Source organism: Bradyrhizobium sp. Pha-3 (assembly GCF_042258615.1).
GTDB lineage: Bacteria > Pseudomonadota > Alphaproteobacteria > Rhizobiales > Xanthobacteraceae > Bradyrhizobium.
This window is the reverse complement of sequence record NZ_CP170152.1, coordinates 7,728,136-7,752,651: the sequence shown is the minus strand read 5'-3', so window position 1 is coordinate 7,752,651 and position 24,516 is coordinate 7,728,136. Positions and strand designations below refer to the sequence as shown.

19 protein-coding genes and 5 pseudogenes are annotated in these 24,516 nt (G+C 59.5%); 17 read left to right on the top strand and 7 right to left on the bottom strand.

The window, feature by feature from the left end; genetic code table 11:
* Positions 1-33: 33 nt before the first annotated feature.
* The 7 genes and pseudogenes from ACE10Z_RS36270 to ACE10Z_RS36240 all read left to right on the top strand — a co-directional run bounded on the left by ACE10Z_RS36270 (position 34) and on the right by ACE10Z_RS36240 (position 5,423).
* Complete coding sequence (locus ACE10Z_RS36270) at positions 34-714, top strand: ATP-binding protein (protein ID WP_375784993.1); 681 nt, start codon at positions 34-36, stop codon at positions 712-714.
* Complete coding sequence (locus tag ACE10Z_RS36265) at positions 611-1,861, top strand: hypothetical protein (protein WP_375784992.1); 1,251 nt, start codon at positions 611-613, stop codon at positions 1,859-1,861. Before ACE10Z_RS36270 ends, ACE10Z_RS36265 begins: the two co-directional genes overlap by 104 nt.
* Positions 1,858-2,163 carry a hypothetical protein gene (locus tag ACE10Z_RS36260; RefSeq protein WP_375784991.1) on the top strand — a complete coding sequence of 102 codons (306 nt, stop codon included), beginning with the start codon at positions 1,858-1,860 and terminating at the stop codon, positions 2,161-2,163. Before ACE10Z_RS36265 ends, ACE10Z_RS36260 begins: the two co-directional genes overlap by 4 nt.
* Before the next feature lie 161 nt (positions 2,164-2,324).
* Positions 2,325-2,735 (top strand): annotated as a pseudogene (locus ACE10Z_RS36255) (autotransporter outer membrane beta-barrel domain-containing protein); the annotation flags it as partial.
* Positions 2,736-2,745: 10 nt separating this feature from the next.
* Positions 2,746-3,102, top strand: a complete 357-nt coding sequence (locus ACE10Z_RS36250) for an autotransporter outer membrane beta-barrel domain-containing protein (RefSeq protein ID WP_375784990.1) — start codon at positions 2,746-2,748, stop codon at positions 3,100-3,102.
* Between the two features lie 1,133 nt (positions 3,103-4,235).
* A pseudogene (locus tag ACE10Z_RS36245) lies at positions 4,236-5,149 on the top strand (Ku protein).
* Between the two features lie 19 nt (positions 5,150-5,168).
* Entirely contained in the window at positions 5,169-5,423 is a 255-nt protein-coding gene (locus tag ACE10Z_RS36240; protein WP_375784989.1) for a hypothetical protein, read from the top strand.
* Between the two features lie 727 nt (positions 5,424-6,150).
* Here ACE10Z_RS36240 and ACE10Z_RS36235 read toward each other — a convergent pair.
* The 3 genes from ACE10Z_RS36235 to ACE10Z_RS36225 all read right to left on the bottom strand — a co-directional run bounded on the left by ACE10Z_RS36235 (position 6,151) and on the right by ACE10Z_RS36225 (position 7,567).
* The gene (locus ACE10Z_RS36235) at positions 6,151-6,456 is read right to left on the bottom strand and encodes a hypothetical protein (RefSeq protein ID WP_375784988.1); all 306 of its coding nucleotides are present in this window, start codon (positions 6,454-6,456) and stop codon (positions 6,151-6,153) included.
* An 84-nt stretch (positions 6,457-6,540) separates the two neighbouring features.
* Positions 6,541-7,032 (bottom strand): Hsp20/alpha crystallin family protein, encoded by a 492-nt coding sequence (locus tag ACE10Z_RS36230; protein WP_375784987.1) that lies wholly within the window; start codon positions 7,030-7,032, stop codon positions 6,541-6,543.
* A 76-nt stretch (positions 7,033-7,108) separates the two neighbouring features.
* Positions 7,109-7,567 carry an Hsp20 family protein gene (locus ACE10Z_RS36225; protein ID WP_375784986.1) on the bottom strand — a complete coding sequence of 153 codons (459 nt, stop codon included), beginning with the start codon at positions 7,565-7,567 and terminating at the stop codon, positions 7,109-7,111.
* A gap of 351 nt (positions 7,568-7,918) precedes the next feature.
* Between ACE10Z_RS36225 and ACE10Z_RS36220 the strand changes: the two genes are divergently transcribed.
* The 4 genes from ACE10Z_RS36220 (at position 7,919) to ACE10Z_RS36205 (ending at position 12,039) form a co-directional block, all read left to right on the top strand.
* On the top strand, positions 7,919-8,242 hold the full coding sequence (locus ACE10Z_RS36220) for a hypothetical protein (RefSeq protein ID WP_375784985.1): 324 nt from the start codon (positions 7,919-7,921) through the stop codon (positions 8,240-8,242).
* 92 nt (positions 8,243-8,334) lie between these two features.
* Positions 8,335-8,727 (top strand): TIR domain-containing protein, encoded by a 393-nt coding sequence (locus tag ACE10Z_RS36215; RefSeq protein ID WP_375784984.1) that lies wholly within the window; start codon positions 8,335-8,337, stop codon positions 8,725-8,727.
* A 2,299-nt stretch (positions 8,728-11,026) separates the two neighbouring features.
* Positions 11,027-11,293, top strand: a complete 267-nt coding sequence (locus tag ACE10Z_RS36210; RefSeq protein ID WP_375790008.1) for an oleate hydratase — start codon at positions 11,027-11,029, stop codon at positions 11,291-11,293.
* Positions 11,281-12,039: an SDR family oxidoreductase gene (locus ACE10Z_RS36205; protein WP_375784983.1), complete on the top strand. Its 759-nt coding sequence runs from the start codon at positions 11,281-11,283 to the stop codon at positions 12,037-12,039. The genes ACE10Z_RS36210 and ACE10Z_RS36205 overlap by 13 nt, the downstream gene beginning before the upstream one ends.
* Before the next feature lie 524 nt (positions 12,040-12,563).
* Here ACE10Z_RS36205 and ACE10Z_RS36200 read toward each other — a convergent pair.
* Positions 12,564-12,971: a hypothetical protein gene (locus ACE10Z_RS36200; protein ID WP_375784982.1), complete on the bottom strand. Its 408-nt coding sequence runs from the start codon at positions 12,969-12,971 to the stop codon at positions 12,564-12,566.
* Positions 12,972-13,412: 441 nt separating this feature from the next.
* Between ACE10Z_RS36200 and ACE10Z_RS36195 the strand changes: the two genes are divergently transcribed.
* The gene (locus ACE10Z_RS36195) at positions 13,413-14,654 is read left to right on the top strand and encodes a cytochrome P450 (protein ID WP_375784981.1); all 1,242 of its coding nucleotides are present in this window, start codon (positions 13,413-13,415) and stop codon (positions 14,652-14,654) included.
* Between the two features lie 589 nt (positions 14,655-15,243).
* Here the strand turns inward: ACE10Z_RS36195 and ACE10Z_RS36190 are convergent.
* The 3 genes and pseudogenes from ACE10Z_RS36190 to ACE10Z_RS36180 all read right to left on the bottom strand — a co-directional run.
* On the bottom strand, positions 15,244-15,495 hold the full coding sequence (locus ACE10Z_RS36190) for a hypothetical protein (protein WP_375790007.1): 252 nt from the start codon (positions 15,493-15,495) through the stop codon (positions 15,244-15,246).
* Positions 15,496-16,435: 940 nt separating this feature from the next.
* Complete coding sequence (locus tag ACE10Z_RS36185; RefSeq protein WP_375784980.1) at positions 16,436-18,754, bottom strand: DPP IV N-terminal domain-containing protein; 2,319 nt, start codon at positions 18,752-18,754, stop codon at positions 16,436-16,438.
* Between the two features lie 777 nt (positions 18,755-19,531).
* Positions 19,532-20,032, bottom strand: a pseudogene (locus ACE10Z_RS36180) (DDE-type integrase/transposase/recombinase); the annotation flags it as partial.
* 97 nt (positions 20,033-20,129) lie between these two features.
* Between ACE10Z_RS36180 and ACE10Z_RS36175 the strand changes: the two are divergent.
* The 5 genes and pseudogenes from ACE10Z_RS36175 to ACE10Z_RS36155 all read left to right on the top strand — a co-directional run.
* Positions 20,130-20,531, top strand: coding sequence for a transposase (locus ACE10Z_RS36175; RefSeq protein ID WP_375784979.1), 402 nt, complete (start codon positions 20,130-20,132; stop codon positions 20,529-20,531).
* Complete coding sequence (gene tnpB / locus ACE10Z_RS36170; protein WP_375784978.1) at positions 20,528-20,875, top strand: IS66 family insertion sequence element accessory protein TnpB; 348 nt, start codon at positions 20,528-20,530, stop codon at positions 20,873-20,875. Before ACE10Z_RS36175 ends, tnpB begins: the two co-directional genes overlap by 4 nt.
* Positions 20,876-20,922: 47 nt before the next feature.
* Positions 20,923-21,718: pseudogene (locus tag ACE10Z_RS36165) on the top strand (transposase); the annotation flags it as partial.
* Positions 21,719-22,269: 551 nt separating this feature from the next.
* Positions 22,270-23,523: a group II intron reverse transcriptase/maturase gene (ltrA, locus tag ACE10Z_RS36160; RefSeq protein ID WP_375784977.1), complete on the top strand. Its 1,254-nt coding sequence runs from the start codon at positions 22,270-22,272 to the stop codon at positions 23,521-23,523.
* Positions 23,524-23,603: 80 nt separating this feature from the next.
* A pseudogene (locus ACE10Z_RS36155) lies at positions 23,604-24,464 on the top strand (IS66 family transposase); the annotation flags it as partial.
* Positions 24,465-24,516: the final 52 nt, after the last annotated feature.

Sequence of the window (24,516 nt, the reverse complement as noted above, 5' to 3'; positions counted from 1 at the left end):
CCACGCCAACATCCGTGGCGGGGCCTACTATCAATGAAGGAAAGGACCATCGTGATGCTGATCCACCCGACCCTCGACCAGATGCAGGCACTTGGCCTGGCCGGAATGGCGGCCGCCTACCGGCAATTGGCCGAACAGGACAATGCCGCCGATCTCAGCCGGGAGGAGTGGCTTGGCCTGATGCTCGATCGCGAAGCCGCCACGCGTGCCGACAAACGCCTGACCAATCGCCTGGCCGCAGCAAAGCTGCGCTTCGTCGACGCCTGTATCGAAGATATCGACTTCGCGTCCCGCCGCGGGCTTGATCGGCGTAACACCCTGCAGCTGGCGCAAGGCGCCTGGCTCAAAGCCCATGAGAACCTCATCGTCACCGGCCAGACCGGTACCGGTAAAACCCGGCTGGCCTGTGCCTTCGGACGTCAGGCCGCCAGGCTCGATCATTCCGTCCTCTACTTGCGGATGCCACGCCTGTTCGAAGACCTCGTCATGGTCCCACGTCTGATCGACAAGCTCGCGCGCGTCCAGTTGCTCATCGTGGATGATTGGGGCACTCCCACCCTCAATGACCAGCAGCGCTTACACAACCTTCATGGAGGCGGAGATCGCCAGTTTGCAGGATATCGGCCACGACATCGATCGGCGCAAGTTCTTCGGTTATTCAATTTACGGAAACGGCCAAAATCTGGTGAACGACAATCCCTTCTTCGCTCGTAATGCTGACGGCACCGCGTATCTGCCAAATACATACAATACGGCCACCCTCGGATTGGGGCTGCACGTCTATGGCAGCGGCAACACTGTGGTCCAGCGCGCCGACCTGCTTTCGGGAGGACCAGGGGGCGCTGGCATCCGCGTCGATGGCGAAGCCAATCGGATCACAATCCCGCCCGGGACCCGCGTTTATGCGGACGGCGCCTATGGGCGCGGCGTCATGTTCGCCGATGGTAAGGATCACACGCTTACTCAGCGTGGCGACGTGCAGGCGCTCGGCGAGCATGGCATCGCCGCGAGCTTCGACTTTGGCAACAATGCGACGGGAAATTCCCGTGAGTATCGTGGCTCGTATATTCGCACGGCTAACAATAAGCCGGTCTCGATGCTGAACGAAATCGACGGCCCGCTCGTCAGCACGTTCGATTTGACCGGGCGGCTGGTTGGCAGTCATGCAGCGATGTACATGTCGAAAAATGGTTATGTGGGCGAGATCAATGTGATGCGTGGCGCAATGCTGTCAGGGGACATCCTGTTTGATTACGCCCAACTTGACGAGAACGGTTCTCCACGCCTGACCAAATTAACGTTCGGCATGACGCCTGACGCGAATGGTCACTCAACGGGACAGCCGGACGCAAGCTTTGCAGCCCGCTATGAAGGTAACATCGTTGGACGCGACAACCTGTCGCTGCAGTTATCCGGTGGCGTCGCATTGTTTACCGGCAATCACGAAGTGTACGACGCAACTGTCGCGCAACCCGCAACCTTGTCCGGCAACGGCAGTTATCTGCTCAATACCGATGGCAGCTTCACCAACCACGGTGCTGTCGCGCCGCTCATTGATGGTCGTGACAACAGCATAACGGTGAATGGGGACTATCTGCAAACGTCCACCGGGCGTTTGCAGGTCGCAGTGAACGATACTGGTGCGTTCAGCTGCCTCGTGGTGAACGGCAGTGCGGCGCTCGACGGTACCCTCACGATCATGCCGCAGCGTGGCTGGTATGGCAGCGGCTTCAGTGTCTCATCCAACCAGTGGCTGAAAGCAACAAGTCTAAGAGGCTCGTTCACGGAGGTGACGACATCGCTGCAATCGCCGACTTTAATGGCGAGCGCGACAGCTCAGGGGACAACACCTACGCGTTGACACTCTCTCGCCCGACCGATGCCTATTCGCGTTATGCGGCCGATGCCAATAGCCGCCCGGTCGGCGCGGCGCTCGATCGGGTCGCTGGCAATGCTGCGGTGGGACTGCACCCGCTGTTCGCGGCACTCGACTTCTCCGCGCCCAACGGCACGGGGGTGACATCTGCGCTGCGTCAGCTCTCGCCGTCCGTCTATGCGTCGGAGAAGGACAGGCTTGTCAACGACAGCTTCTATGCGCGTTCGGCAGTGTATGACCGTCTTGAACAGGCCTTTGGCGCGCGCCATCCTCGCCGATGGCGGTGATGGGTTATGGTCCTCAGCAGGTGCCAGGCCGCAAATCTGACTCTGCCATCGCTGCCGGCCCGACTTCTTCTGACCTGCCATCCCACGACTTGTAGCGCTATGCGGCCTGGAGTTCTGCTTTTGGCGGATGGACGAGCCAATCAGGTGATCACAATGCCGCAAGCGCCAGATCCAGCATTGGCGGCTTCATGACCGGAATCGACGCGTCGGTATTTGACGACTGGCGGTTCGGTGTTCTTGCAGGCTATAGCCGCTCCACTTTCAACGTCGGCGCCTTTTCGTCATCAGGCCGCAGCGATAACTACACTTTCGGGAGCTATGCCGGAACCGAGTGGACCGTGCCAGAAGGAGCCATCGCCTTGCGCTCAGGCATTGCCTATACATGGCACGACCTTGAGATGAGCCGCAACGTTGCGTTCCCGGGGTTCAACGACAACTTGATCTCGAATTACGATGCGGGCACTTTCCAGATTTTTGGAGAATTGGGCTACAAGGTCCGTCTCGGCAACTGGTCGGTGATCGAGCCCTATGCCAATCTTGCCCCAAGTTCGGGTCGCGACGGATGCTTTTAGCGAGAGGGGATTGAACGGGGCGGCGCTCGATATTCACGACGACACGATGCAAACGACGCTCTCCACCCTCGGCGTCTACGCGACCACCCGTTTTCAACTTGGCGACATCGCCACGACCGCGCGAACTGATATTGGCTGGCGTCATGCCATTGGTGACCTCATTCCGCTGTCGACAGCCACCTTTGCTGCCGGTTCCAGCGCTTTTGTGGCTTCGGGCTTATCCATTGGCAACGACGTGGCACTCGTGAAATCCGGTCTGGACTTCCAGCTTTCGAGCAACAGCACCCTTGGCATCGCCTACCAGGGCCAGTTCGGTTCAGGCATCGCCCAGAACGGATTCAACGCCATCTTAAGCGTAAAGTTCTGATAGCATGGTCAATCGATTTTTGGCCCGGCGCGCTACCCGCAGCAGGCTCATGTTGGTTCTAATCCAGGTCTCGTCCTTGTGTGCCGGGAATCGAGGTTAGCCTGCATGAACGCCAGCGCCGGCGCGCGCGCAGTCGGGATGTTTTCGCCGCCTGCCGTAGATCATTGGCTACCGCTTCCTGGAACCCTCCATTGCCAGAGTTGACCAACAGCCTGTGCAGGAAGCGCCGCATAGCTGGGCGCCCGGCTCTTTAGCAAAGCTTTTCCACCTCCGCAGCGTCCTCCGTCGGATTGCCCTCAGCCAGTCCGCGACCATTTCAGCGAGAGACGGCGAAGGCATCGACTGCGCCTGGCCGTCGTTCGGCCCGGACGGTTCATTTCCGTCGTCGAGGAAAAAATAGGACCGTCGGGCCGACATACCCTCGGGGCTCAGGGGTGTGTCCAGGTTCCTCAGCACTTGTTCGGGCCGCGGATTTTCGGACAGAATTAGGCGCCCAATTGCGTCAACAGGCCCTCGGGCAGGCTTGTTGGCTGGTTTTCGCTCACGTCAACCGATTGGAGCCTGGGCGAAAGCGCCTCGGGCAGACGGCGCCAACCGATTTTGGCTAGCGTTGAGAAAAGACTGGTCAGCCGATTGAAGGCATGTCGCGCACGGCTAGTTCGCCGCAAGGAACGGCGAAGCCAAATGAAAAGGGGCCTGTCACGCGGACGGCCCCTGCCGGAACTTTGAAAATTGCTTCGGGATGAAATCTAGCCCCGGCAATGAAGAAATTAGCTCCAAATGCAGCCGAGGGGATTCCGTAAAATCCCGGGGTACCCCCGCGCGAGCGGCCAAATGAAGAACGGCCCCAGCACCTCTGGGGGCCGAGGGCCGGTGCTGGGGCCGCTACTTGATCCGCCGATTTATCTCTTGGAGGTCGGCAGCTTCGATTTTGCGTCCTTCCCTGATCCTCCCGCAATAGCCTGCGTGCAACAGTGTCCTAGTTTCCTTCCGCGGGTGTCATAGGACAGCACCGACTCAATGAGCTCGGCGCGGCGGCGAGAGAATTGTCGAAAAATCGTATGGGCGTGTCGGAACCGGGCCCAGGTGATCGTCTTGAATCCAGGACGCGACGTATCCGGAGTATCGAAGTCATGGCCCCGAGAGCCAACTGGAAGGGCTTTCTGCGTCTGTCCCTCGTCACCTGCCCAGTGGCGCTCTATCGGGCCACCTGCGCGTCTGAGAAGATTTCGTTCAATCGGCTCGACCGGTCGACGGGACACCCGATCAAATACCTCAAGGTCGATGCGGAGACCGGCGAGGAGGTGCCAAACGAGGACATCATCAAAGGCTACGAACTCAACAACGCCAGTACATCGAGGTCAGCAAGGAGGAGCTCGAGGAGATCGCGCTGGAGTCGACCCGGACCATCGAGATCGACGAACTCGTCGACAAGGCCGACATCGCCCGCGCTACCGGATCCGCCCCTATTGTCTGAAGCCCGACGTCAAGGTCGGGCACGAGGCCTTCGCGGTGATCCGCGAGACCGTCCGCGAATGGACAAGGTCGCGATCGGTTGCGTGGTGCTGACCAGCCGGGAGCACATCATGGCGCTCGAGCCGCTCGGCAAGGGCTCGTCGGCACGCTGCTGCGCTATCCGTACGAAGTGCGACCGGAGCAGGAGTATTTCGACGACATCCAGGCGGTGAAGCTGACGAAGGACATGCTCGATCTGGCCAAGCGCATCGTGAACCAGCCGCCCGCTTCGAGCCCGAGAGTTCGAGGACCGCTACGAAGCCGCGCTCATCGACTTCATCAATCGAAAGCGCGCCGGAAAGCCCATCACCCGAAGCAGCGGCCGGCAGCGGACAACGTCGTCAACCTGATGGAGGCGCTGCGGCGGAGCGTCGGCGGTGCCTCCGCCGGGACCACCTCGAAGAGCCCGGCCAAGAAAGGCAGGAAGGCGGCGGCTGCGCAAAAGGAAATGCTGATGCCGATAGCCGGGAAGAAGCTGGCGAGGGCCGCGGTGAGGAAGCCAGCAGCCAGGCCGCAGCGGAAGTCGGCCTGAAGCCGTATGGGAGAGGCGCATGGATATGAAGGAAGCCTCGGCAATGACGGAAGCCTCCGGGCTGACGGACGAGGAGGGCGACATCGAGCAGAGTTTTGTGGCCAGGCCGATTGGCCAGACGGAGCCGCGAGCGAACCGAAGCCCGCTGCATTCGCTCTCGTCCGATATGGCGATGCGCGGGGGCGAGCAGTTGCGCAAGGTGACCGTGAAGTCCCCATTGCAGTCGCTCCTCGTCGCGTTCCTGCTCGGCGTTTGGGTCGCGCGCCGGCGCTAGGGAATCCGTGGGCGTGTGAAGCTCGAGACGTCTCAGACCTCGCTGGGCTTCTACGATCTTGTGATCGCGAGCGCCCTGGATGAAGGCGGCGCTGGAAGCCTGGGGGAGCGGGCAGCAACCTCTATCACCAAGGCGTTGCCACGGTAACGGACGCCCCGACGTGGTCTTGACCATGGCAAAGCCGGGCGTCGTCCTCAGGCGGCCCGCGGGATCGAACGGGCACCTCGCCAAACAGTCCGGGCTGCCGACCCGCTCCGGGCGACCACGACGGTCGCGGACGCCCAAAGCGCCGTCCGGAACCGAAGAAGGGAGCGTCTCCCAAGATCAGCGAAAAGGCCGCCCGGAAGGCCGCATTGGAATTCGAGAGGGAGCGGGCAAGGCAGCAGGCCGAGCGCCGCCGTGAAGAAACCGCGAGAGCAAGAGACCTGAGCGGCGGGACAAGGGGGCGCGAAGGTGCGGGCGGCATTCGGCGGGCATGAAGCTAAGGCGAGGGCCATTGAAAGCGGCGTGCGGCACTCGACAGACGAGCCGAAGACGAGGCTCGCTGGGAGAAGCAGAACAGAAAATCGATGCCGCCTGCGTCGGACGCGGGAATAGCGCCAGAGTGTCATCTACGCTCGCTGCGCGGGCTGGTCACTCGACTCGCTCATGTAAGCAATGAACGGAACGACCCACGTCGCCGAAGCATGCCCCAGCAGAACCATCGTCACGACAGCCTGCGTGAGCATCATGCTGACCTCCGCAACCGCATCGCGAGGCCGCCGGGGCGAGGCGGATCGTCATCGTCGCCGTCGAGCTTGCGCAACGCGGCCAGGATATCTGCGATCCGGATGGTGTGGCCGATGCCGGGGATCTCGCGCAGGGCGGGGCAGGATTCGACGGCGTAGATGTCGGACGCCCATGACGACAGGATGATCCGCTTCTCCGGCACCGAGAGCCCGTTGTCGCTCAGGACATCCCCCGGAAACGCATAGTGCGCGGCTGGATGAAAGAGCGGATTGAGATTGCCGGTATTCGTGTTGGCGTTAATCATCGGTTGACTCCCTTATAGGCTCCTTTCCTCGGGACTGGTTTTCAGTGGGTTCGGGGCGGCGGCGACCGCCGCCCACGATGGTCTTTACTGCGCGTTGATCGCGATGCGCTTGACGTCCGCCCGCGGGGTCTCGGATTTCGGCAGCGAGATGGTCAAGACGCCGTTCTTGAACGACGCCTCGGCCTTGTCCTCGTCGACGTCATCGAGCGCGATCTGCCGCTGGAACGAGCCGTAGTGGCGCTCGGTAAAGTATTTGCCTTCGTCCTTGCGCTCGCTCTTCTTCTCGCCGCGGATGGTCAGCACGCCGTTCGCGATTTCGATCTGGACGTCCTTCTCCGTCATGCCGGGAAGCTCGGCCGAGATCGTCAGCGCCTTGTCGGTCTCGCTCAGTTCGATCTTCGGCCAGCCGAATTGCCCTTCCATGAGCGGTGATAAACCTGTGCCGCCGAAGCCGCGGAAGACGTCGTCGAATAGGCGGTTCATCTCGCGATGCAGCGTCATGAACGGATCGTAGTTGCCGCGCGTGGGCGCGAGCTCCTGGTTCCGCGACCAGGGAATGAGATCACGAATTGCCATGGTTTTCTCCTTCATTGCATGAGGGAAGGGAGCGCGGCGGCGCTGGCGCGCGCCGCCGTCGCCCCTCGACCGGGCGTCAGGCCGCCTTCTTCTGCTCGATCTGCGACGGAGATCCGCCGCTTCCGATCTGGATCCGGCGCGGCTTCATGGCCTCCGGCAGCTCGCGGACCAGATTGACGATCAGCAAACCGTCTCGGAAGGAAGCCTCCTTCACCTGGACGTGGTCGGCCAGATTGAACACCCGCCGGAATGGGCGGGCGGCGATGCCCTGATACAGATATTCGCCGGTCGCCTTCTCGGGCTTGCTGCCCTCGATGGTGAGCGTGTTCTGCTCGGCCGTTACGGCGACGTCGCCGGCGCCGAAGCCGGCGACGGCGAGCGAGATCCGGTAATGGTCCTCGCCAAAGCGTTCGATGTTGTAGGGTGGGTAGTGGTCCTCGGTCGCCTGGCGCAGCGTGCCTTCGACGAGGCCGGCCAAGTGGTCGAAGCCGATGGTGGAGCGCCATAGGGGCGCGAAGTCAAACGTGGTCCTCATAACCAAGTCCTCCAAAGAGCAAGATGGATACGAAGGAGCGCAGGACAGGGGTTTCGGACAGATCCGAAGACCCGACCCGGCGCCCGTGCCGGACCCGTTGAAGGCGCCCCGGCACACCGCTCTCGCGGCGAAAATGACGTAGAAAAGCAAGAGGCTGTTTCAAGAGGGGAGCGCAAAAAAATCGCAGCCGTCGGGCACGGCGCGTCGCCCCTGCGCCGCCTTTCCGAAGGACTTGCAGACGCGACGAGAGGCATCTTGACAGCCAATCGCGTCCGAATATTTTTTGCGCCGGGGGATCTCTTTCCCGGGTTCCGCAAAAAAGGACCGTGACGACCGTCAGGAGAGACGACGTTGCTCAACGAAGATCTGGCCCGCATCCGTGCGCATCGCAACAACAGTCACCGCTATCGACGGCTGCTTCGGACGAAGCTGTCGGAGCTGGAACGTCAGTTCATCGAAAGGCGACTCGCCGAGGAGCAGACTGCGCTCGATGCTCTGGCCGCCGCAACCTTCCCCGTCACATTCACGCTTCCGAAAGGCCAGGCGTCCGCAACGATAGGGCCGAGCGATGAGCGACGTCCGCGACCTTCTTATCCGAGGCGGCGAAAAGGTCATCTGACACCATCGCCTGCTGCCGGCGAGTGCCAAGGGCCGGATCCGTTGTGCAAGAGGTAGGTCTTGATCGAGCCGATGTACTTGGGTGGGCTATGGCCTCCCGGATGGTGCCACCGCGAAAACCTGTTCAGCATCGCCTAATCCGCATCTAAATGACATCTCGCGCCCGCACGGAGCTTGGCTACGGTATGATAGCCGAAGCAATGATTCGGCGGCCAGATCTGGCCTTGACCCCAAGTCCGGGCCGCCGTAGCGCCCCGTCCGAAAGGGCGGGGCGTTTTCCTTTTGCATATGTCCTTGCTGGCGTTTCTAGCAGGGCATCAGATGGGTGCGCCGCAACTGTATACTGTCGAACAGGCCTTGGATCGTTGGTCGCGAGCGGTATTGTGGATACGGATGCAGGCCTTCGACCGCGGGCGCGGCAGAATGTTGTGTTCGAACTCGGCTTCGTTATCGGAAAGTTTGGGGCAGCCAATGTGGCTGCGCTTATGAAGTCGACGGTGGAGAAGCCATCTGACCTTGAGGGCATTGCCTATATTCCCTAGGGCCCGGGTACTTCCTGGAAGACTGAGCACGCACGCGAAATGCATCATATGAAAATCCCCTTCGATACCAAGGCTGTTCTTACAGCTTAGGCAAGCCTCGATCGTGCATCAATCTGAAGAATGCCCCGACGTGATCGATGCCGGCGATGAGGGCGGTGACAGGGTCCTGGCTTTGCTCGGTGTTGAACCAGTCCAGATACGCCTTTATCTCGGTCTGAACACGCTTGGCAGCCGCGCTTCAAGGTGAACGCGTTCGCGGCCGAGGGCCCCGACACCACCTGCTTTGGGCCCGCCTGTTCGGTGCGCCAGCGGATCATTTCGATCATCGTTCTGTCGCCACAAGCTCGCCATGGCCAAGGCCGCTTCCAGTCGGCTTCGCGGAGTTCAAGATTCGAGATCGCTGCTTCGCCTGCGCCAGCTGCCGACGGAGCCTTTACGGCTTCGGCCGTATCGGCCCTCGCGATCGCGCAGGTCACATATCGAAGCCCGTTGTCGTCTTTGGCGACGCCAAAGCATCCGTCTTGCCGCCATCAGTTTGTCCGAATTCACGACAGGCGGACTTCACGTCCCGTGCCTAATGCGACCTCCCAACAATGGAAAGGTTTCAATTGGCGCCGACCGGAGCGGCCAGTCCGTATCATCACGGGCTCCTCTTCCATCCGTGCGGCGGATTGCGCTAGTCTGCAATTTGGAGGAAACAGGCAGTGGCGAGCAGATTTGAGCGGATCGACGCTTTCGCACGGCCGCCGATCCTGCCGCGCCTTCGCCGTGTGCAGGCATGGCGCCGCGTCCGGCTGCAGCGCCTCCTATCTGATCCCAACATCGCACAGAATGATCCGGGAAGGCTCAAGTCCATCAAAGCCGCACAAAATTACATGGCCGTCTCCGTGCGCGTCAAAGCCATCCTTGCCGGGATCATCTATCGCTAGGGGTCCGCCGGGAGCGGCGCGGTGTCGAGTGCGCGAGCAATCACCGCATGCGCCGCCTCGTGATATGCAGTGATCTCGCACTCTTCTAACACTTCGACCCGTTTGGTTTCCGGAAATTGACAGCGGGACCGTCGACCGAGATTGCTGGGGGCGTAGCTTTGACGCGCGCATCCGTGTGACGGCAGAGCGCTTCCGTTCTGGAGGCAGCCTCGGTATTGGCCCACTCGCTTCAAGCTTTGCCAACGCGGCAAGTACGATGCCGGTTGCGAGTTAGCCTTCAGACCATCTCCTCAGCGCCTCTATGGCGTTCTCCAAAGCCTTTTCATGGCATAGTTTTCACGGGCGGCCTGCGGAAAAGCGCGCGGGCGGCTGGAGGGCCACCCGCGCTAGTTCGCGCTTCGAAGAGGCTTTGCTGTCTCATGGGGGTTGCGCGAGTATATGGGCAGCCGAGCCATACGTGCCTCAGCAACCAGCGTGCCAAACCATCGTACCGGCATTCCGCTTGAACAGAGACAAAACGCTGCGCTTTCAACCCGGTCCCCGAACAGCTGTTTGCGCCTTGATTGCAGTTCCCACATGCATGTCATCGACCGGACACAGCTGAGCGAAATCAGACGTGCAGGGATGCAACGGCGCCACGCAGCGCCGATGACGGTTAATCCAGGTCTTTCATCGTGTCGAAACTGACAGCAAGACGTTTGCCGGCGCTGCCGATGCTTTGCGTGGGGCGCCACGAACGACATGATGTCGCTGAAAATAGGGCTGGGTGCAAACATCACGACGTTCGCAAGTCGGAAAGAGAACAAAACCCACACAAAACAACGCGAACTGTGGACCATCTTCTGGCACGAGGAATGCAGACCCTCGACATGCCCAGGGGCGCCCTCCCTTGGGCATGGCTACCATCGCAACTTGAGGCCGTGGCTGGCCACTTGAGGTTAGCGGCGCGTGACATCGACGAGGGACAGTGCCTGTGCAGGACACACGCAGGCACCTGCGTCACGTCGCCGCTAACTTCTGTCCGCCGCCAACAGCCGATTCAATGGTTGGTTCGCTTAGCATTGACGTGTCGATAAAGAACGTATGGTCCGTCCGATCATCGCATGGTTGGCGGCGCGCGGCGTGCGGCCGGGGGACGGAGGTAACCGATGTTGATGTTGTAATCGAAGGCGGCCAGAAGACGGCGACGCGTTTGCACTATCGGCGGGGCAGGCGAAGATCGCGCCATCGATCGGAAGTTCGTGAGCAACGGGTCAGTGACGTCAGATACGAGATGCGGTTTCGCACCTGCGATTCACACAGAGTATTCCGCACATTCTCGACACTTCGCGCGTCATAACGGCTTTGGTGGCTACATTACCGCCCAGTTCATGCCGCGCATGATGACCGATCGACCGAAAGTCGTCCCGACGGGATCGGGCAACCTCGCCTTCATCGGCCAGTTCTTCTGCGAGATTCCCGACGACGTTGTCTTTACCGTCGAGTATTCCGTGCGCTCAGCGCAGACTGCATCTTCGGCTGGCTCGACGGGTCCCCCTTTTACAAGGGCAAGCATGATCCTCGCGTCCTCTTCGACGCCTGGAAGACGCTGCACCGCCATTGATCAACGGAACGGCCAACGACTATGGGACGTGTGAACGACAAGGTCATTCTGGTGACCGGCGGAGCTCGCGGAATGGGGGCCGCTCATGCGCGCCTGCTGGTGGCTGAGGGGGCCAGGGTCGTCATCACCGATATTCTTCATACAGAAGGAGAGGCTCTCGCGGCTCAACTTGGCAATTCCACCGTCTATGTGCCTCAGGACGTTACCGAACCGAAGCAGTGGGCCGAGGCAGTCGCAAGCGCCGAGGGGCGCTTCGGCGCGCTCCACGGGTTAGTCAACAACGCCGCGATCGCCAACATAGCCCCTATCGAGCAGTTCCCGCTCGATCAGTGGAACAAGACCCTTGCCGTCAATCTAACCGGCGTATTCCTCGGAATGCAGGCAGCGCTACCGGCCATCCGGCGCGCGGGCGGAGGTTCGATCGTCAACGTCTCGTCAGTCGAGGGGCTGCGGGGCAGTGCCGGACTCCACGCCTATGTCGCTTCGAAGTTCGGCGTGCGGGGCATAACCAAGTCCGCTGCTCTGGAAGCTGCGGCCTCGGGAGTCCGCATCAACTCGATCCATCCCGGCTTGATTGCCAGCCCGATCACCGAGAGCTTCGAATCCTCCCTCTTCCCCATTCCACTCGGGCGCGCAGCCGAGCCGCAGGAAGTGTCGCAGGTCGTCTTGTTCCTACTCAGCGACGAGTCCAGCTATCTTACCGGTTCCGAGATTATTATCGATGGAGGTCTGACGGTCGGCGTCCCGCGCAAATCCCTGGCGCCCGAGAACCTCTTTTGATGAGCCCAACTGATTGCCCAATCTAGTCGGATAGAATGCTGCGAAGTATCATGGTAGCGGAAAACGAAGCTTTTGCCCGCCCTCGCAAACCCGAAGCTGTAGACAACAAGACTGCGCGGTTCGGCGGTCTGGGCCTGGCGTCGCTTTCCGGCGTGGCTTCCTGATCCGCGATGCCCAGATACGTGACCGGATCACCATCCTCCAACGGCTGAAGATACCCGGTGGGCTCTTCGTGGTCCGGGGTGGCGCGAGATGGAGGATCGCTTCGAGTGCCTCTGGGACTTGTTCCGATCGATTTCGTCGCGGGGACTGGAAGCTGGCGTGCACTCGAGAGTTCTACTGGCTGAACAAGGATAATCGGAACTACTCGCTGCGGCGGGCGACGGCGAACCAGCAACAGGATGCGCGCACCGCGGCGCAAGGACGTGTTCTCAGACCGCGCCGAGATGCAGTATCCGTAACGTCGTCGGCCGTCGCTGTACAGCCCCGGCCGCAGATGAAGCAGAGTAGGTCGGGTTCCTGGTTCACGCGTCGTGGGGCGCTTGCCTTACCGCAGACGATGGCGGTGGTTTGAGATGATCCAATATTTTCGAGCCTTCGCTGAACGACTTCGACCAGAATTTCTCGGCGAAGTCCAAGTGGCACTTCAGTAGCTCTGCGGGAGTTTTGGAGTGGGCAAGATTTCTCAGAAAGGTGGCCTGATCGTGCAGGGTGGAGGCCGCCAAACTCAATACGTCCTTTAGTGCCGTAGCGAACAGGTGTCCCGTCGCTTCGATCGATTTTTGCCATTCCGGAAGAACTAATGGAATGCTTGGTGCCACTGCCGCAGGTTCTCCAACGTCATCGGCGCCGCCGCCCGATATCTGCCCCAGTCCGGGCTCTGGACGTGCCCGCCGTTCGCGTTTCTCGTCTTCGGTTATATTTGCGTTCATCCGACGTCTCCCAGCCTGAAACGGAGATTGCATGACGCTGAGTCGTTCGCTGCTCAATTTCGATCATCAACGTTCAAAAGGTACCACAAGCTCCAACATGTCATACCTACCTCCTTTGGTACTGCAGATCACAATGCAGATTGCGCCATCCCCGGCGAATGCTCACTTGCGCCCTCTTTGATAGTTCAAGCGGCGACGCAGCTGCCATTGGGTGACACCTGTGTATCGGTGATAGTTCTCATCGATTCACTGGAGCAGAGCGATTTAGAAAGTCAACGCGATCCCTACTGCCGGACATCGTAGGGGAGGCTGCCTGCACTTTGGGATACTCTGTTCGAGCGACGAGCGCTCACAACCAAAACGTCAGGGCAATTTCGAAACCATGGATCGCGATCTGAGGATTCGTAACCTCTTGAGAGAGCAAAATCTGCGGAAGCGATCATGAAAACTCGATTGGCAAACTATGGAGCCGATGATGCGTGCAGTATCCCGCTGAGCAATCTGGATGTAAGCGAAGCCACGCGCTTTCAAGATGATAGCATCTGGGGCTGCTTCGAGCGGCTGCGAAGGGAAGATCCCGTTCACTACTGCCAAGATAGCCCTTATGGTCCATATTGGTCCGTAACCAAATACCGAGATATCGTAGCGGTTGATACAAATCATAGGGCGTTTTCGTCTGAGCGCGGTGTCACTATTGTCGACGTGCCTGATAAGCACTGGACTCAGAGTTTCATCAAGATGGGTCCTCCTAAACATGCCCCGCAGCGCGATACTGTGAGTCCGATAGTCGCACCGGAAAACCTGACGAAGCTCGAAAGCTTAATCCGCAGCCGGGTCAGGACGATTCTGGACGGCTTGCCGCGCAACGATGCCTTCAATTGGGTGGACATGGTCTCCATTGAGTTGACGACGCAGATGCTCGCCACGCTATTCGACTTTCCATTTGAGGATCGGCGGCTCTTGACCTATTGGTCGGACGTAGCCGTTGCAATTCCGAAAATTGGCCATGCGATCGACAGCTGGGACAAGCGAAGCGCAATCTTGTCCGAATGCCTGGACTATTTCACTCGACTCTGGAACGAGCGCATCAATGCTGAGCCGCGCGTCGACCTGATTTCCATGATGGCGCACTCTGCCGCAACGCGCCATATGGAGCCGAGTGAATTTCTCGGGAATCTGATTCTGCTGATCGTGGGAGGGAATGACACCACACGCAATTCGATTACCGGGGGCCTCCTGTTCATGAACCAGTATCCCTCCGAGTTGCGAAAACTACGCGATAATCCCAAGCTGGTGTCTAGCGCCGTGTCCGAGATTATTCGATATCAGACGCCCATCGCACATATGCGCCGCAACGCCGCGACCGATACTATCGTCGGTGGGAAACAAATCAGGCAAGGTGACAAGGTCATCATGTGGTACATCTCTGGTAACCGCGACGAAGAGGTCATCGAGAACGCGAGCAACTTCGTGATCGACCGCAAGAACGTGCGGCAGCATCTTTCGTTCGGTTTCGGCATCCATCGCTGCGTTGGTCGACATCTTGCGGAACTGCAGTTGAAAATCCTCTGGGAAGAAATGTTGAATGCGGGGCTGGAGGTCAAGATTGTCGGCGAACCCGAGCGAGTTGCGTCGAATTTTGCGCACGGCTATTCCGCGCTTCCCGTGCAGATTGCGGCCTAGGTTGTGATACTCCGGCTTGGGCGGAAGCCGAAAGCTAGCAGCACGGTTTTGTCCTCTTTCGATCAGTCTCACCTTTGCACAGTACGAAGGGGCTTTGATCGGTGCGAATGACCCGCTGCATCTCGAGGGCCGGTGGGCCATCGGGCAGGCGTTGAAGCGCCTGCGCGGAACGCCAGGACGGTGGTACCTCGCCGAGGCCCTTTGGATTTCCAGCTGTCAAAGGAAGCCCGCAGATGGATTTCATTATCAGGAGCGATCTTTAATCTTGCGATTTCGGCGCGTCAGGCGATGAGCTCAATATTGAAAGTTGCCGCGGTTGGGGCATCTTCTTTGGAGAATCCCTTTCGATAATCGCGGAGTTGATTGCCTCAAAGCATTTGGAAAGGACGGCGGCCTTTGACATGCCACTGCGTATTATCTGCTCTTCCGTGAACCTTGCTCGCTTCATCTGTCCGTTCTTCGTCAGGCCGGACTCTAACTCCATCAAGGCCCTGCCGCACGCAGTACAAGTCGCCGACCGTTGGCATCTGATGGAGAATGCCAGTCGGGCCTTCCGTACGCATCCGGCGTAGGCCGCAGGCCGGTTGGATCATTCCCGTTGCCAGCGCGGGAGCAGCTTGGGGTTTTCTTTGTAGAACCTGACGAGCTCGATCAGGTTTTCGATGCCAAAGTCGGTGAACGCCTGAACACCATCTTCGCCGACGCCATAGACCCAGATCAGGCCGTCCTCGATCTCCATTTCGATGGCAATGTCGCGCAGCCAGTCTTCGTCTTCGCCGAGGTCCTTTGCGACTTGGGTGATTTTGGTGACGTGATGAACCTTATTGACGTGCGTGGTCAATCGACAAAGCCGACGATCGATTTGCTCGACCGCATCGCCAAAACGCTGGACGTTCGTTTGTCGGAATTCTTTGTTCGGCCTGCCAAACGTGCGAACATTCAAGCTCATGGTCAAGCTCGTCAAACACTGAGCCGTTCCCACCAGACGGCTCGGCGGCGTTGGCCGATCAACCGTGGCCAAGGAATTGATGCATTCCGCCAGTCCACGGCGAACACGTTGACCGCAAAGACCTCTACGACGCGCCCCTCATCCCAAGCAGTCGGTGGATACTTAAAAAAGGCCCGTGAAACCTATCGGCAAGTCTCGCCGGCCTATCCCGGAAGAGCCCAGCCGCCTCGAACGTTACGATTACAAGTACGATCGCAATGGCACTGTCAAATCTCCTTATTCCCATCGACGTGCGTCGCTCCTGGCGCAAGGTCAACCTCGGCGAATAGCAAGCCACGGAAGGCGACGACTGCGTCTACATCCATTATCCCGAGCCGAGATCATCCGCATCGTCAGACCACCTTACCGAACAATTCCGCAGGCGCCCTGTAACAGGCGTTCCACCTGCCGAAGCTAGGCGGATCTTGCGACACCCCGAGTTTCCACTGCTCCTCCAAACACGGATGCTTGCTCAACATGGTCGAGAATCAGGTCGGCGTCCGCTGGGCCAAGTACCTGGATATCAAGGTGATGTATCCCAAGCGAATGTGCCGCGAAATCAATATCTGGCAACGATACCGAAATGCCGTCCGCGTCCGCATTAAATGGATGCCCACACTAGGAAAAGCGCCCGCGCCAACATCGGCCGCGCCTGTCCCAAACGCCCAAAGAGTCATAGATCACTGTGCTTTTACTTTCTAATGCTGAGAGACAGACGAAATCGGAGGGCGCTCGTTCTAGTCGCCACGGCGTTGGACCTAAATGATGATAGCTCTTCGCGCAATCATGGCCCTTAATTAGGTTTCAGCAGCTCAATCGATAGGGCGTTCCAGTTAGGTGGTATCTGCCCAAGAATATTGCGAACGAAGAAGTCCAGAAGCTTGAGCTCGCTATAATCGCCGGGCACTCCGTGGTCTGCGCTGGGTACCACAAGCATGTCGAAGTATTTTCCTGCCTTGATGAGCCGATCAGCCATCTGGAAGGTAGAGGACGGATCGACATTGCGGTCCATTTCGCCGACAATGAGCATCAACTTACCCTGTAGTCTGTGGGCGTTGTCGATGGCGGAGGACAGCGAATATTCAATGCCAACCGGCCAACCCATCCACTGTTCATTCCACCATATCTTGTCCAACCGGTTGTCGTAACAGCCGCTGTTAGCCACCGCCACCTTGTAAAAATCAGAATGGAAGAGCAGCGCGCTCACCGCGTTCTGCCCGCCGGCGGACCCGCCAAAAATGCCGACGTTCGAGATGTCGTACCACGAATACTTCGCGCTCGCCGCCTTATGCCATAGGATTCGATCGGGAAAGCCGGCGTCCTTTAAATTCTTCCAGGCAATGTCGTGGAACGCGCGCGAGCGATTGTTCGTACCCATTCCATCGATCTGAACGACGATAAACCCCATTTGGGTGAGCGGCTCAACCAAGGCCGAGAACGACTTGGGAACGAAAGAACCCGTTGGGCCGGCATAGATGTTTTCCACCACCGGGTATCTCTTGTTTCGGTCGAAGTTGAGGGGCTTGTGAATGACCCCCCATATATCGGTCTCGCCGTCCCGGCCCTTGGCATGGAAGCTGAGGGGCGGCTGCCAGCCGGCGGCGATGAGTTCGGAGATATCGGCGCTCTCGACCTGCATCAGCTCGGCATTATCACTGGCGCGATACAGCACCAAGCGCGGCGGGACATCGATGCGTGACCACAGGTCGACATAGTAGCGGCCGTTAGGTGAAAACTCAATGTGATGGTTGGCCGGTTCAGGAGTGAGCGCGGTCAGTCCGTTCCCATCGAAGTCGACACGGTAAGCATGGACAAAATAGGGATCCTCCCCTTTGTCCTTCCCGCTCGCACCAAACCAAATCTGGCGCTTGACCGGATCGACGTAGTAGACCGCGCGAACCACCCAATCTCCTCTAGTGATCTGGTTTTTGAGCTCGCCGGTTCGGCCATCGAAGAGGTACAGATGCTCGTATCCATCGCGCTCGGACGCCCAGATGATCTCCTTTCCGTCCTCAACGTCGTAGCGGAAGATCTTTCCAGTATTCCGCTGGTCCATCACTAGACGCTGGTAGTCGATGAAGGTAATGCTGCGCTCATCAATCAGAGAGCGCACCTTACCCGTATCAGCTTCCACCTCGACAAGGCGATAGAGTTGGTGCCCGCGCTGATTATACTCGAAGGTGAACCCGCGACCGTCCTTCCACCACTCGATCGGCGAAAGGTCGTAGGGATTTGGAAAGGAAGCATTGTCGATTTCAATCTTGCGCTGCCTGATGATGTCAAACAGCACCGGCTGGAGCAGTGGCAAGGCATCACCCGGCTTCTGATACGTCATCGTCGAATATCTAGGTTGAAGCTCGTCCGTCGGAGATGATTCGATGTAATGGATCTGACGTTTGTGGCCTGGACGGATGCGGTAAGCCACGAGGTGACGCGAATCTGGAGACCATCTTAGCGTCGAGAAAGCATAGTAGTTGCCTTCAGATCCGTCCCAGGTCAAAGGGATGTCCTGCAAGCCGTCCTCGCTGCGCAGGAAGATATTGTATTTGGTAGTATAGGCCAACCATTTGCCGTCAGGCGATATGCTTGTGTTCTCCGGATCGTTCTCCGCGGGTGGCGTGGGGTCATAGCCCATCTGTTGATAGACGTCCGGGTGCATGGCATTGGCTGTGCAGCCATAGCTTACGAGGTCGCAACTCCACCGGGTATTGTCGATGTTGAAGGTGATCATGCGAGCATCGTCGGCCAGCTCGAAACGGGCGAACGGCAGATTGTCGGCCTTATAGTTCTTGAGGCTTGCCCTGGCCAGCGCCGCCGCGAGGCGGGTATGATCAAAAGCCGGCTGCTTTCCGCCAGTTGCAGCATCGACCCGCATGAACTGGTGCTTGCCTTGAGTCATCCGTCGGTAGACGAACGCTTCGCCCCCTGCGAGCCAGAACGGAACGTCGGGCATATTGACAGTGAGCTGGTTATATTGAGCGCCGATCGTGAGCGCTCGCTCGTAATCGGACTGCACCAGCAGCGGCTTTGCAATGTTGTCGGCCGGAGGCTGCGCGGCTGCCAATCCCTGTTGACCCAGCAGCGCAAGCATGAAAGCGCCAAGCTTGTACATGATCGTTCACTTGTCCTCGTTGTGTGGGGATAACGGAGGCTGGGTTGACCTCACGAAATTGGCGCAGCTGCGTTCAGTGTCGCCTCCAAAGCCCAGCACTGGCCCTTGCGCCCAAAGCGTCCTAAACGTTGCACGCAAATCTTGCGCCAGAATCAGGCTCCGATCTCCCGGACATCTGAGCGGGCGACTGGGCGGCACGGTCTAAAGCTGTGATCACCGCTCTGGCCCCCGGCCATGGATGCAGGGTATGGACGATGTCGCCATAGATAGATGGGCCGTAGGGGTCACTGAAGATGTCCGGCCATAGCCGCCACCGCCGTGCATGCCGAGATAATTCCCGGTCCAGCTCCACAGTGTCGGATGAAACCTTCACCACTGGATCGAGATCCGCCGAATTAGCGCCACCGCAAGCGGCAAGCGTAACTGCTGCCGCGCCCCGTATAAGAACTCCAGGTCGCATATCACCTCACGAACAACACATGTGCGCGCCATCCGCAACGACGCTCGATGTCGTAGCCTCGCTTCTACGCCCCTGGTGGTGAGCAGAATCCATGCCAGCAAAGCGATGCGCATTCCCGACCTTCCGATAGCTATGTCGCTTACGCGACAAGGCTAGCGATTGTTGAGGCAAGCCGTATGTCTGACTTCGAACACACCAGAACGTCCTGCAGTAGCGGCCGGTCAGCTTTGCGGGCTGCAGTCTCGGTCTTCGTCGGCTGATGATTCAATCAACGCCGAGCAAGAACGTGTGGGAGACGCATGGAGGGCATCGTCAACTTAATCGACCGCCGAGCTGAAGGAGGCGCTTCTCAAAGGTTCGAGATTAGGCGATAGCGCTTGTCGTGGACATCTCTCGCCAAGTCGCAAAGGCTCGCTCGCGCGAAGCGCGACGGAAGTCGGCAGTGACGGCTCCGGGATAGGGAATGTGGAAAAGGTTCGCGACCTGATCGCGAACTGACAGAAACCATTGAGCCTGACGGGATGATTTGAAACGATTCATGATCCGCTCGCGTCGGCGCGTCGGCTGATGAGAATTCTCAGCCCGATTGTTGAGAGTTTTGAGCCGGCGATGTTCGACGTGAAAGCCCATCTGCGCCCTCGCAACGCCGTACGAACGGAGCTTGTCCGTGATTATCACGCGCGGCGGCGTGCCGGCGGATTTCAAGACATGAGCCGCCGCGCGGCGCGCGAGTCCGGTCGGAACGCCTTGCCGAATTTCCGCCCCCACTAGCGCACGGTTTCATAGGTCACGCCAATGCCACGCGCCGCCAGCATTTCCTATGCGCAAGCTTAAGAGGTATCCCTCCGTTGAGGGCCGCCTTGTTTGACGGACGCGAGCGCTGCAGGTCCTAGGGGTAATCCTAGGAGAAGCGCTATGACGATTTCGCGGGCAGAGGTGATCACAACAGTCGAGCGGCGGCGTCGGTGGTCGCCGGATGAGAAGGAACGGCTAGTTGCAGCATCGCTCGAGCCCGGAGCCACTGTTTCCGAGGTGGCTCGCATGGCCGGCCTTCATGTGAGCCAGCTGTTCAGGTGGCGCAAAGAGCTTTGCAAGCACGGTGAGTCGAGTATAGCGCCGTTCGTGCCGGTCGAGATTGGGCCGTCTGTGCCGCCGCGGGATGTGGCCGAAGCACCATTGACGACGGCGCCGGCGCGTCGCCGGAGGAGCCATGGCATCATCGAGATTGATCTTGGTAGCGGACACCGCATCCGGGTCGATGGCGACGTTGATGGAGACGCGCTGCGTCGAGTTCTCGATGCTCTGGTGCGCCGATGATCCCGGTTCCGACAGGCGCGCGAGTGTGGCTTGCGACAGGCTACACGGATATGCGCAGAGGCTTTCCGTCGTTGGCACTTCAAGTGCAGGAGGTGCTGCGCAAAGACCCGCTCGGCGGTCATCTGTTCGTCTTCCGCGGTCGCCGCAGCGATCTTTTGAAGGTCATTTGGCACGATGGCCAGGGAGCATGCCTGTTTACCAAAAGACTCGAGAGAGGAAGGTTTATCTGGCCATCGGTTGCCGGTGAATCGGTAACGATCTCTCCAGCGCAGTTGAGCTATCTGTTGTCCGGGATCGATTGGCGCAACCCTCAAGAAACCCAGCGTCCGACGCGGGTCGGATAGCCATTTTACGGGTTTGAATCTGCTGCTTGATCTGATTCAATGGCTTCATGATATCGAAGCCGGACGATCTTCCATCGGACCTTGCGAGTGCCCTGGCGGCGCTGCAGGCCGAGCGTGAGGCGCGGCTGCGAGCCGAGGCGGGGCTGCCAGTGCGCGGGCGGAGCTGTCGGACAACGAGGCGCTGATCGCGCATCTCGAGCTGCGGATCGAGAAGCTCAAACGCGAACTGTATGGCAGCGCTCCGAGCGCACGGCACGGCTGCTCGAGCAGCTGGAGTTGGAGCTCGAAGACCTCGTCACCACGGCGAGCGAGGATGAGCTTGCCGCGCAGGCCGCAGCGGCGAAGACGCAGAACGTCCGCCCCTTCATGCGCAAGCGGCCGGTGCGCAAGCCATGGCCGGATGACATCGAACGCGAGCGCGTCGTCATTGAGGCTCCAACGACCTGTGCCTGCTGCGGTGGATCGCGGCTGGCGAAGATCGGTGAGGATGTGACCAAGACGCTGGAGGAGATCCCGCGCCGCTTCAAGCTGATCGAGACGGTGCGCGAGAAGTTCACCTGCCGCGATTGCGAGAAGATCAGCCAGCCGCCCGCGCCGTTCCATGCCACGCCGCGCGGCTTTATCGGCCCACAATTGCTGGCGACGATCCTGTTCGACAAGTTCGGCATGCATATCCCGCTCAATCGCCAGAGTGCGCGCTTTAAGGCCGAGGGGATCGACCTGCCGTTGTCGACGCTGGCCGACCAAGTCGGCCACGGGACCTTCGCCGTCATGCCGCTCTTCCACTTGATCGAACGCCATGTACTCGCTGCCGATCGCCTTCATGGCGATGACAGTGTGCTGCAGAAGCACACAGAAAGGATGATCGTGATGATCTGATAATCTGTGAGCACAAGCTGTGACAGCGATGAGGGAAGGCCCCTCGGGATCGGCTTTCAGGAGCAGGTCCCAAATCACTTCAAGCGGCTTCGCTTAAGAGGCGCGGTCGTGAGCGTTGAAGCTAACGATCGGGAAATACCCGAGCGGATGAGCATCCGAGAGACGAATGAAAATGAACCCGCCGATGAAGCGTCGTAACATGGAAATCGTCGTCAAAACCAGAGGTGTGTCGTCCCTCTGGGATCAGTCCGCTGGAAGCCTGATGACTGGGCGGGCGGCGACCGGCGTTGAGGGGGCGTGAACCGGATGCAGGCGTTGTCACGGAACTGCAGGAACCAGTCGTTCCGATGCAAAGGGAGAAGCACAAGCGGAGAAAACCGCGAGGCAAGAGTACCAATGCGGAGCACTGGGGCGGACCGATCCGTACAAGTGACGAAGGCTCGTAATGGGGCTGGAGCGAAGGGATCGGATCAGGTGGGCTGGCCATCGTTGCAACTGGCAACAGGAGGCCGGCGGTGAATCAGCCAAGTAAGCCGTTCAACATCGACAAAAGAAAGGTGTACGAAGCGTATCTGCAGGTGCGATCCAATGGTGGCGCAGCCGGTGTCGACGGAGTGACGATTGAGGAATTTGAATCCGACTTGAAGAGTAACCTCTACAAGATTTGGAATCGAATGAGCTCAGGCGCCTACTTCCCGCCACCTGTTCGCGCCGTCTCCATTCCGAAGAAGAGCGGAGGCCAAAGGATCCTCGGGGTGCCCACTGTGGCGGATCGCGTGGCACAAACAGTTGCCAAACAGCTCATTGAACCGACTCTGGACGCAATCTTTCTGGCGGATTCCTATGGTTATAGGCCGGGTAAATCGGCTCTTGATGCCGTAGGCATCACGCGCAAGCGTTGCTGGAAGTACGACTGGGTTCTAGAGTTCGATATCAAGGGACTGTTTGACAACATTGACCACGAGCTTCTGCTGCGGGCTGTCCGGAAGCATGTAAAGTGCGAATGGGCGTTGCTCTACATCGAACGATGGCTGACAGCGCCGATTGTGCAAGAGGATGGAGCTGTCGTCGAGCGAAGCTGCGGCACCCCGCAAGGGGGAGTAGTGAGCCCGATTCTCGCCAATCTCTTCATGCACTATACATTTGATCTCTGGATGGCACGAACGTTCCCTGAACTCAGGTGGTGCCGGTATGCTGACGACGGGTTGATACACTGCCAGAGTGAGGTGGAGGCGCAGAGCGTTTGCGAAGCGCTGAAAATTCGACTGGCCGAGTGTCGCCTGGAATTGCATCCGACGAAGACGAGGATTGTCTACTGCAAGGACGACCGACGCCGAGGCAAGAGCGAGACGGTTATGTTCGACTTTCTCGGATATTGCTTCCGGCCGAGGTCAGTCCGGGGGCCGTACTCGCAGAAAATTTTCTGCGGGTTCACTCCGGCGGTCAGCAAGTCAGTGCTGAACGCGATGCGGGCAACGATCCGAGACTTGAACTTTCGTAGGCGGCCAAATCTGACGCTGGACGACATTGCCCGCGAACTAAACCCGATAGTTCGGGGGTGGATCGCGTACTACGGGCAATACATGCGCTCGGCGCTATATCCGATGGCCCGCTACATCAACCAAGCAATAGCTATCTGGTTGAAACGAAAGTACAAGCGCTTCCGCCATCGGTTGGGGCGCGCTCGCATCTTCCTGGAGAAGATCGCTCGCGAGAACCGCAGACTCTTTGCTCACTGGCAACTCGGTATTGGCGACAAGCTTGCCTGATGGGAGCCGGGTGAGGTGAGAGCCTCACGCCCTGGTTCTGCGAGAGGCCGGAGGTGAAATCCCTCCGGCCTACTCACCCCACCATCCGTATCCTGGCGAAGGGCAAGTGCACGACCGGGCGGATCTGGACTTATGTACGGGATGACCGGCCCTTCGCCGGGCCTGCGCCGCCGGCGGCGGTCTATTACGCCTCAAGCGACCGACGAGGCGAACACCCGCAGAGGCATCTGGCCGCCTTCGCCGGCATCCTGCAAGCTGATTGCTACAGCGGCTTCGAGCCGTTGTTCGATCCGCAAAAGAAAGCGATGCCGATCACACCGGCGTTTTGCCTGGCCCATGCGCGGCGGGGCTTCTTCGAACTGGCTGACATCGAGAAAAATGCTCGGGAAGGTAAGAAGGGCAAACCGGTCTCTCCGATCGCGCTGGAGGCGGTCAGACGCCTCGATGCGTTGTTCGAGATCGAGCGCGCCATCAACGGCTGCAGTGCCGACGAGCGGCGCGCCGTGCGCCAGGAAAAGAGCAAGCCGCTTCTCGCGGACATGCACACCTGGTTGCTGTGTGAGCGCGAAACCCTCTCGCGCTCCTCCGAGGTCCTGAAGCCAATGAATTACATGCTCAGGCGCTGGGACGACTTCGCCCGCTTCCTTGACGACGGCAGGATCTGCCTCAGCAACAACGCGGCTGAGAGAGCGTTGCGTGGCATCGCATTGGGAAGGCGCAACTGGACCTTCGCCGGCTCCCAACGCGGCGCCGACCGCGCCGCCGTCATGCTCACCCTCATCACCTCCGCACGCCTCAACGACGTCGACCCGAAAGCCTGGCTCGCTGACGTCCTCGGTCGTATCGCCGATCTTCCAGCCTCGCGTCTGCACGAACTGCTGCCCTGGGAATGGAAGCTCCTGCGCCAAGCCGACAAGCCCGTCGATCAGCAGGTCGCCTGACCTTCACACAACGCCCAGCCATCATAGAGGCCGCCGCTCTCACGCGCATGCG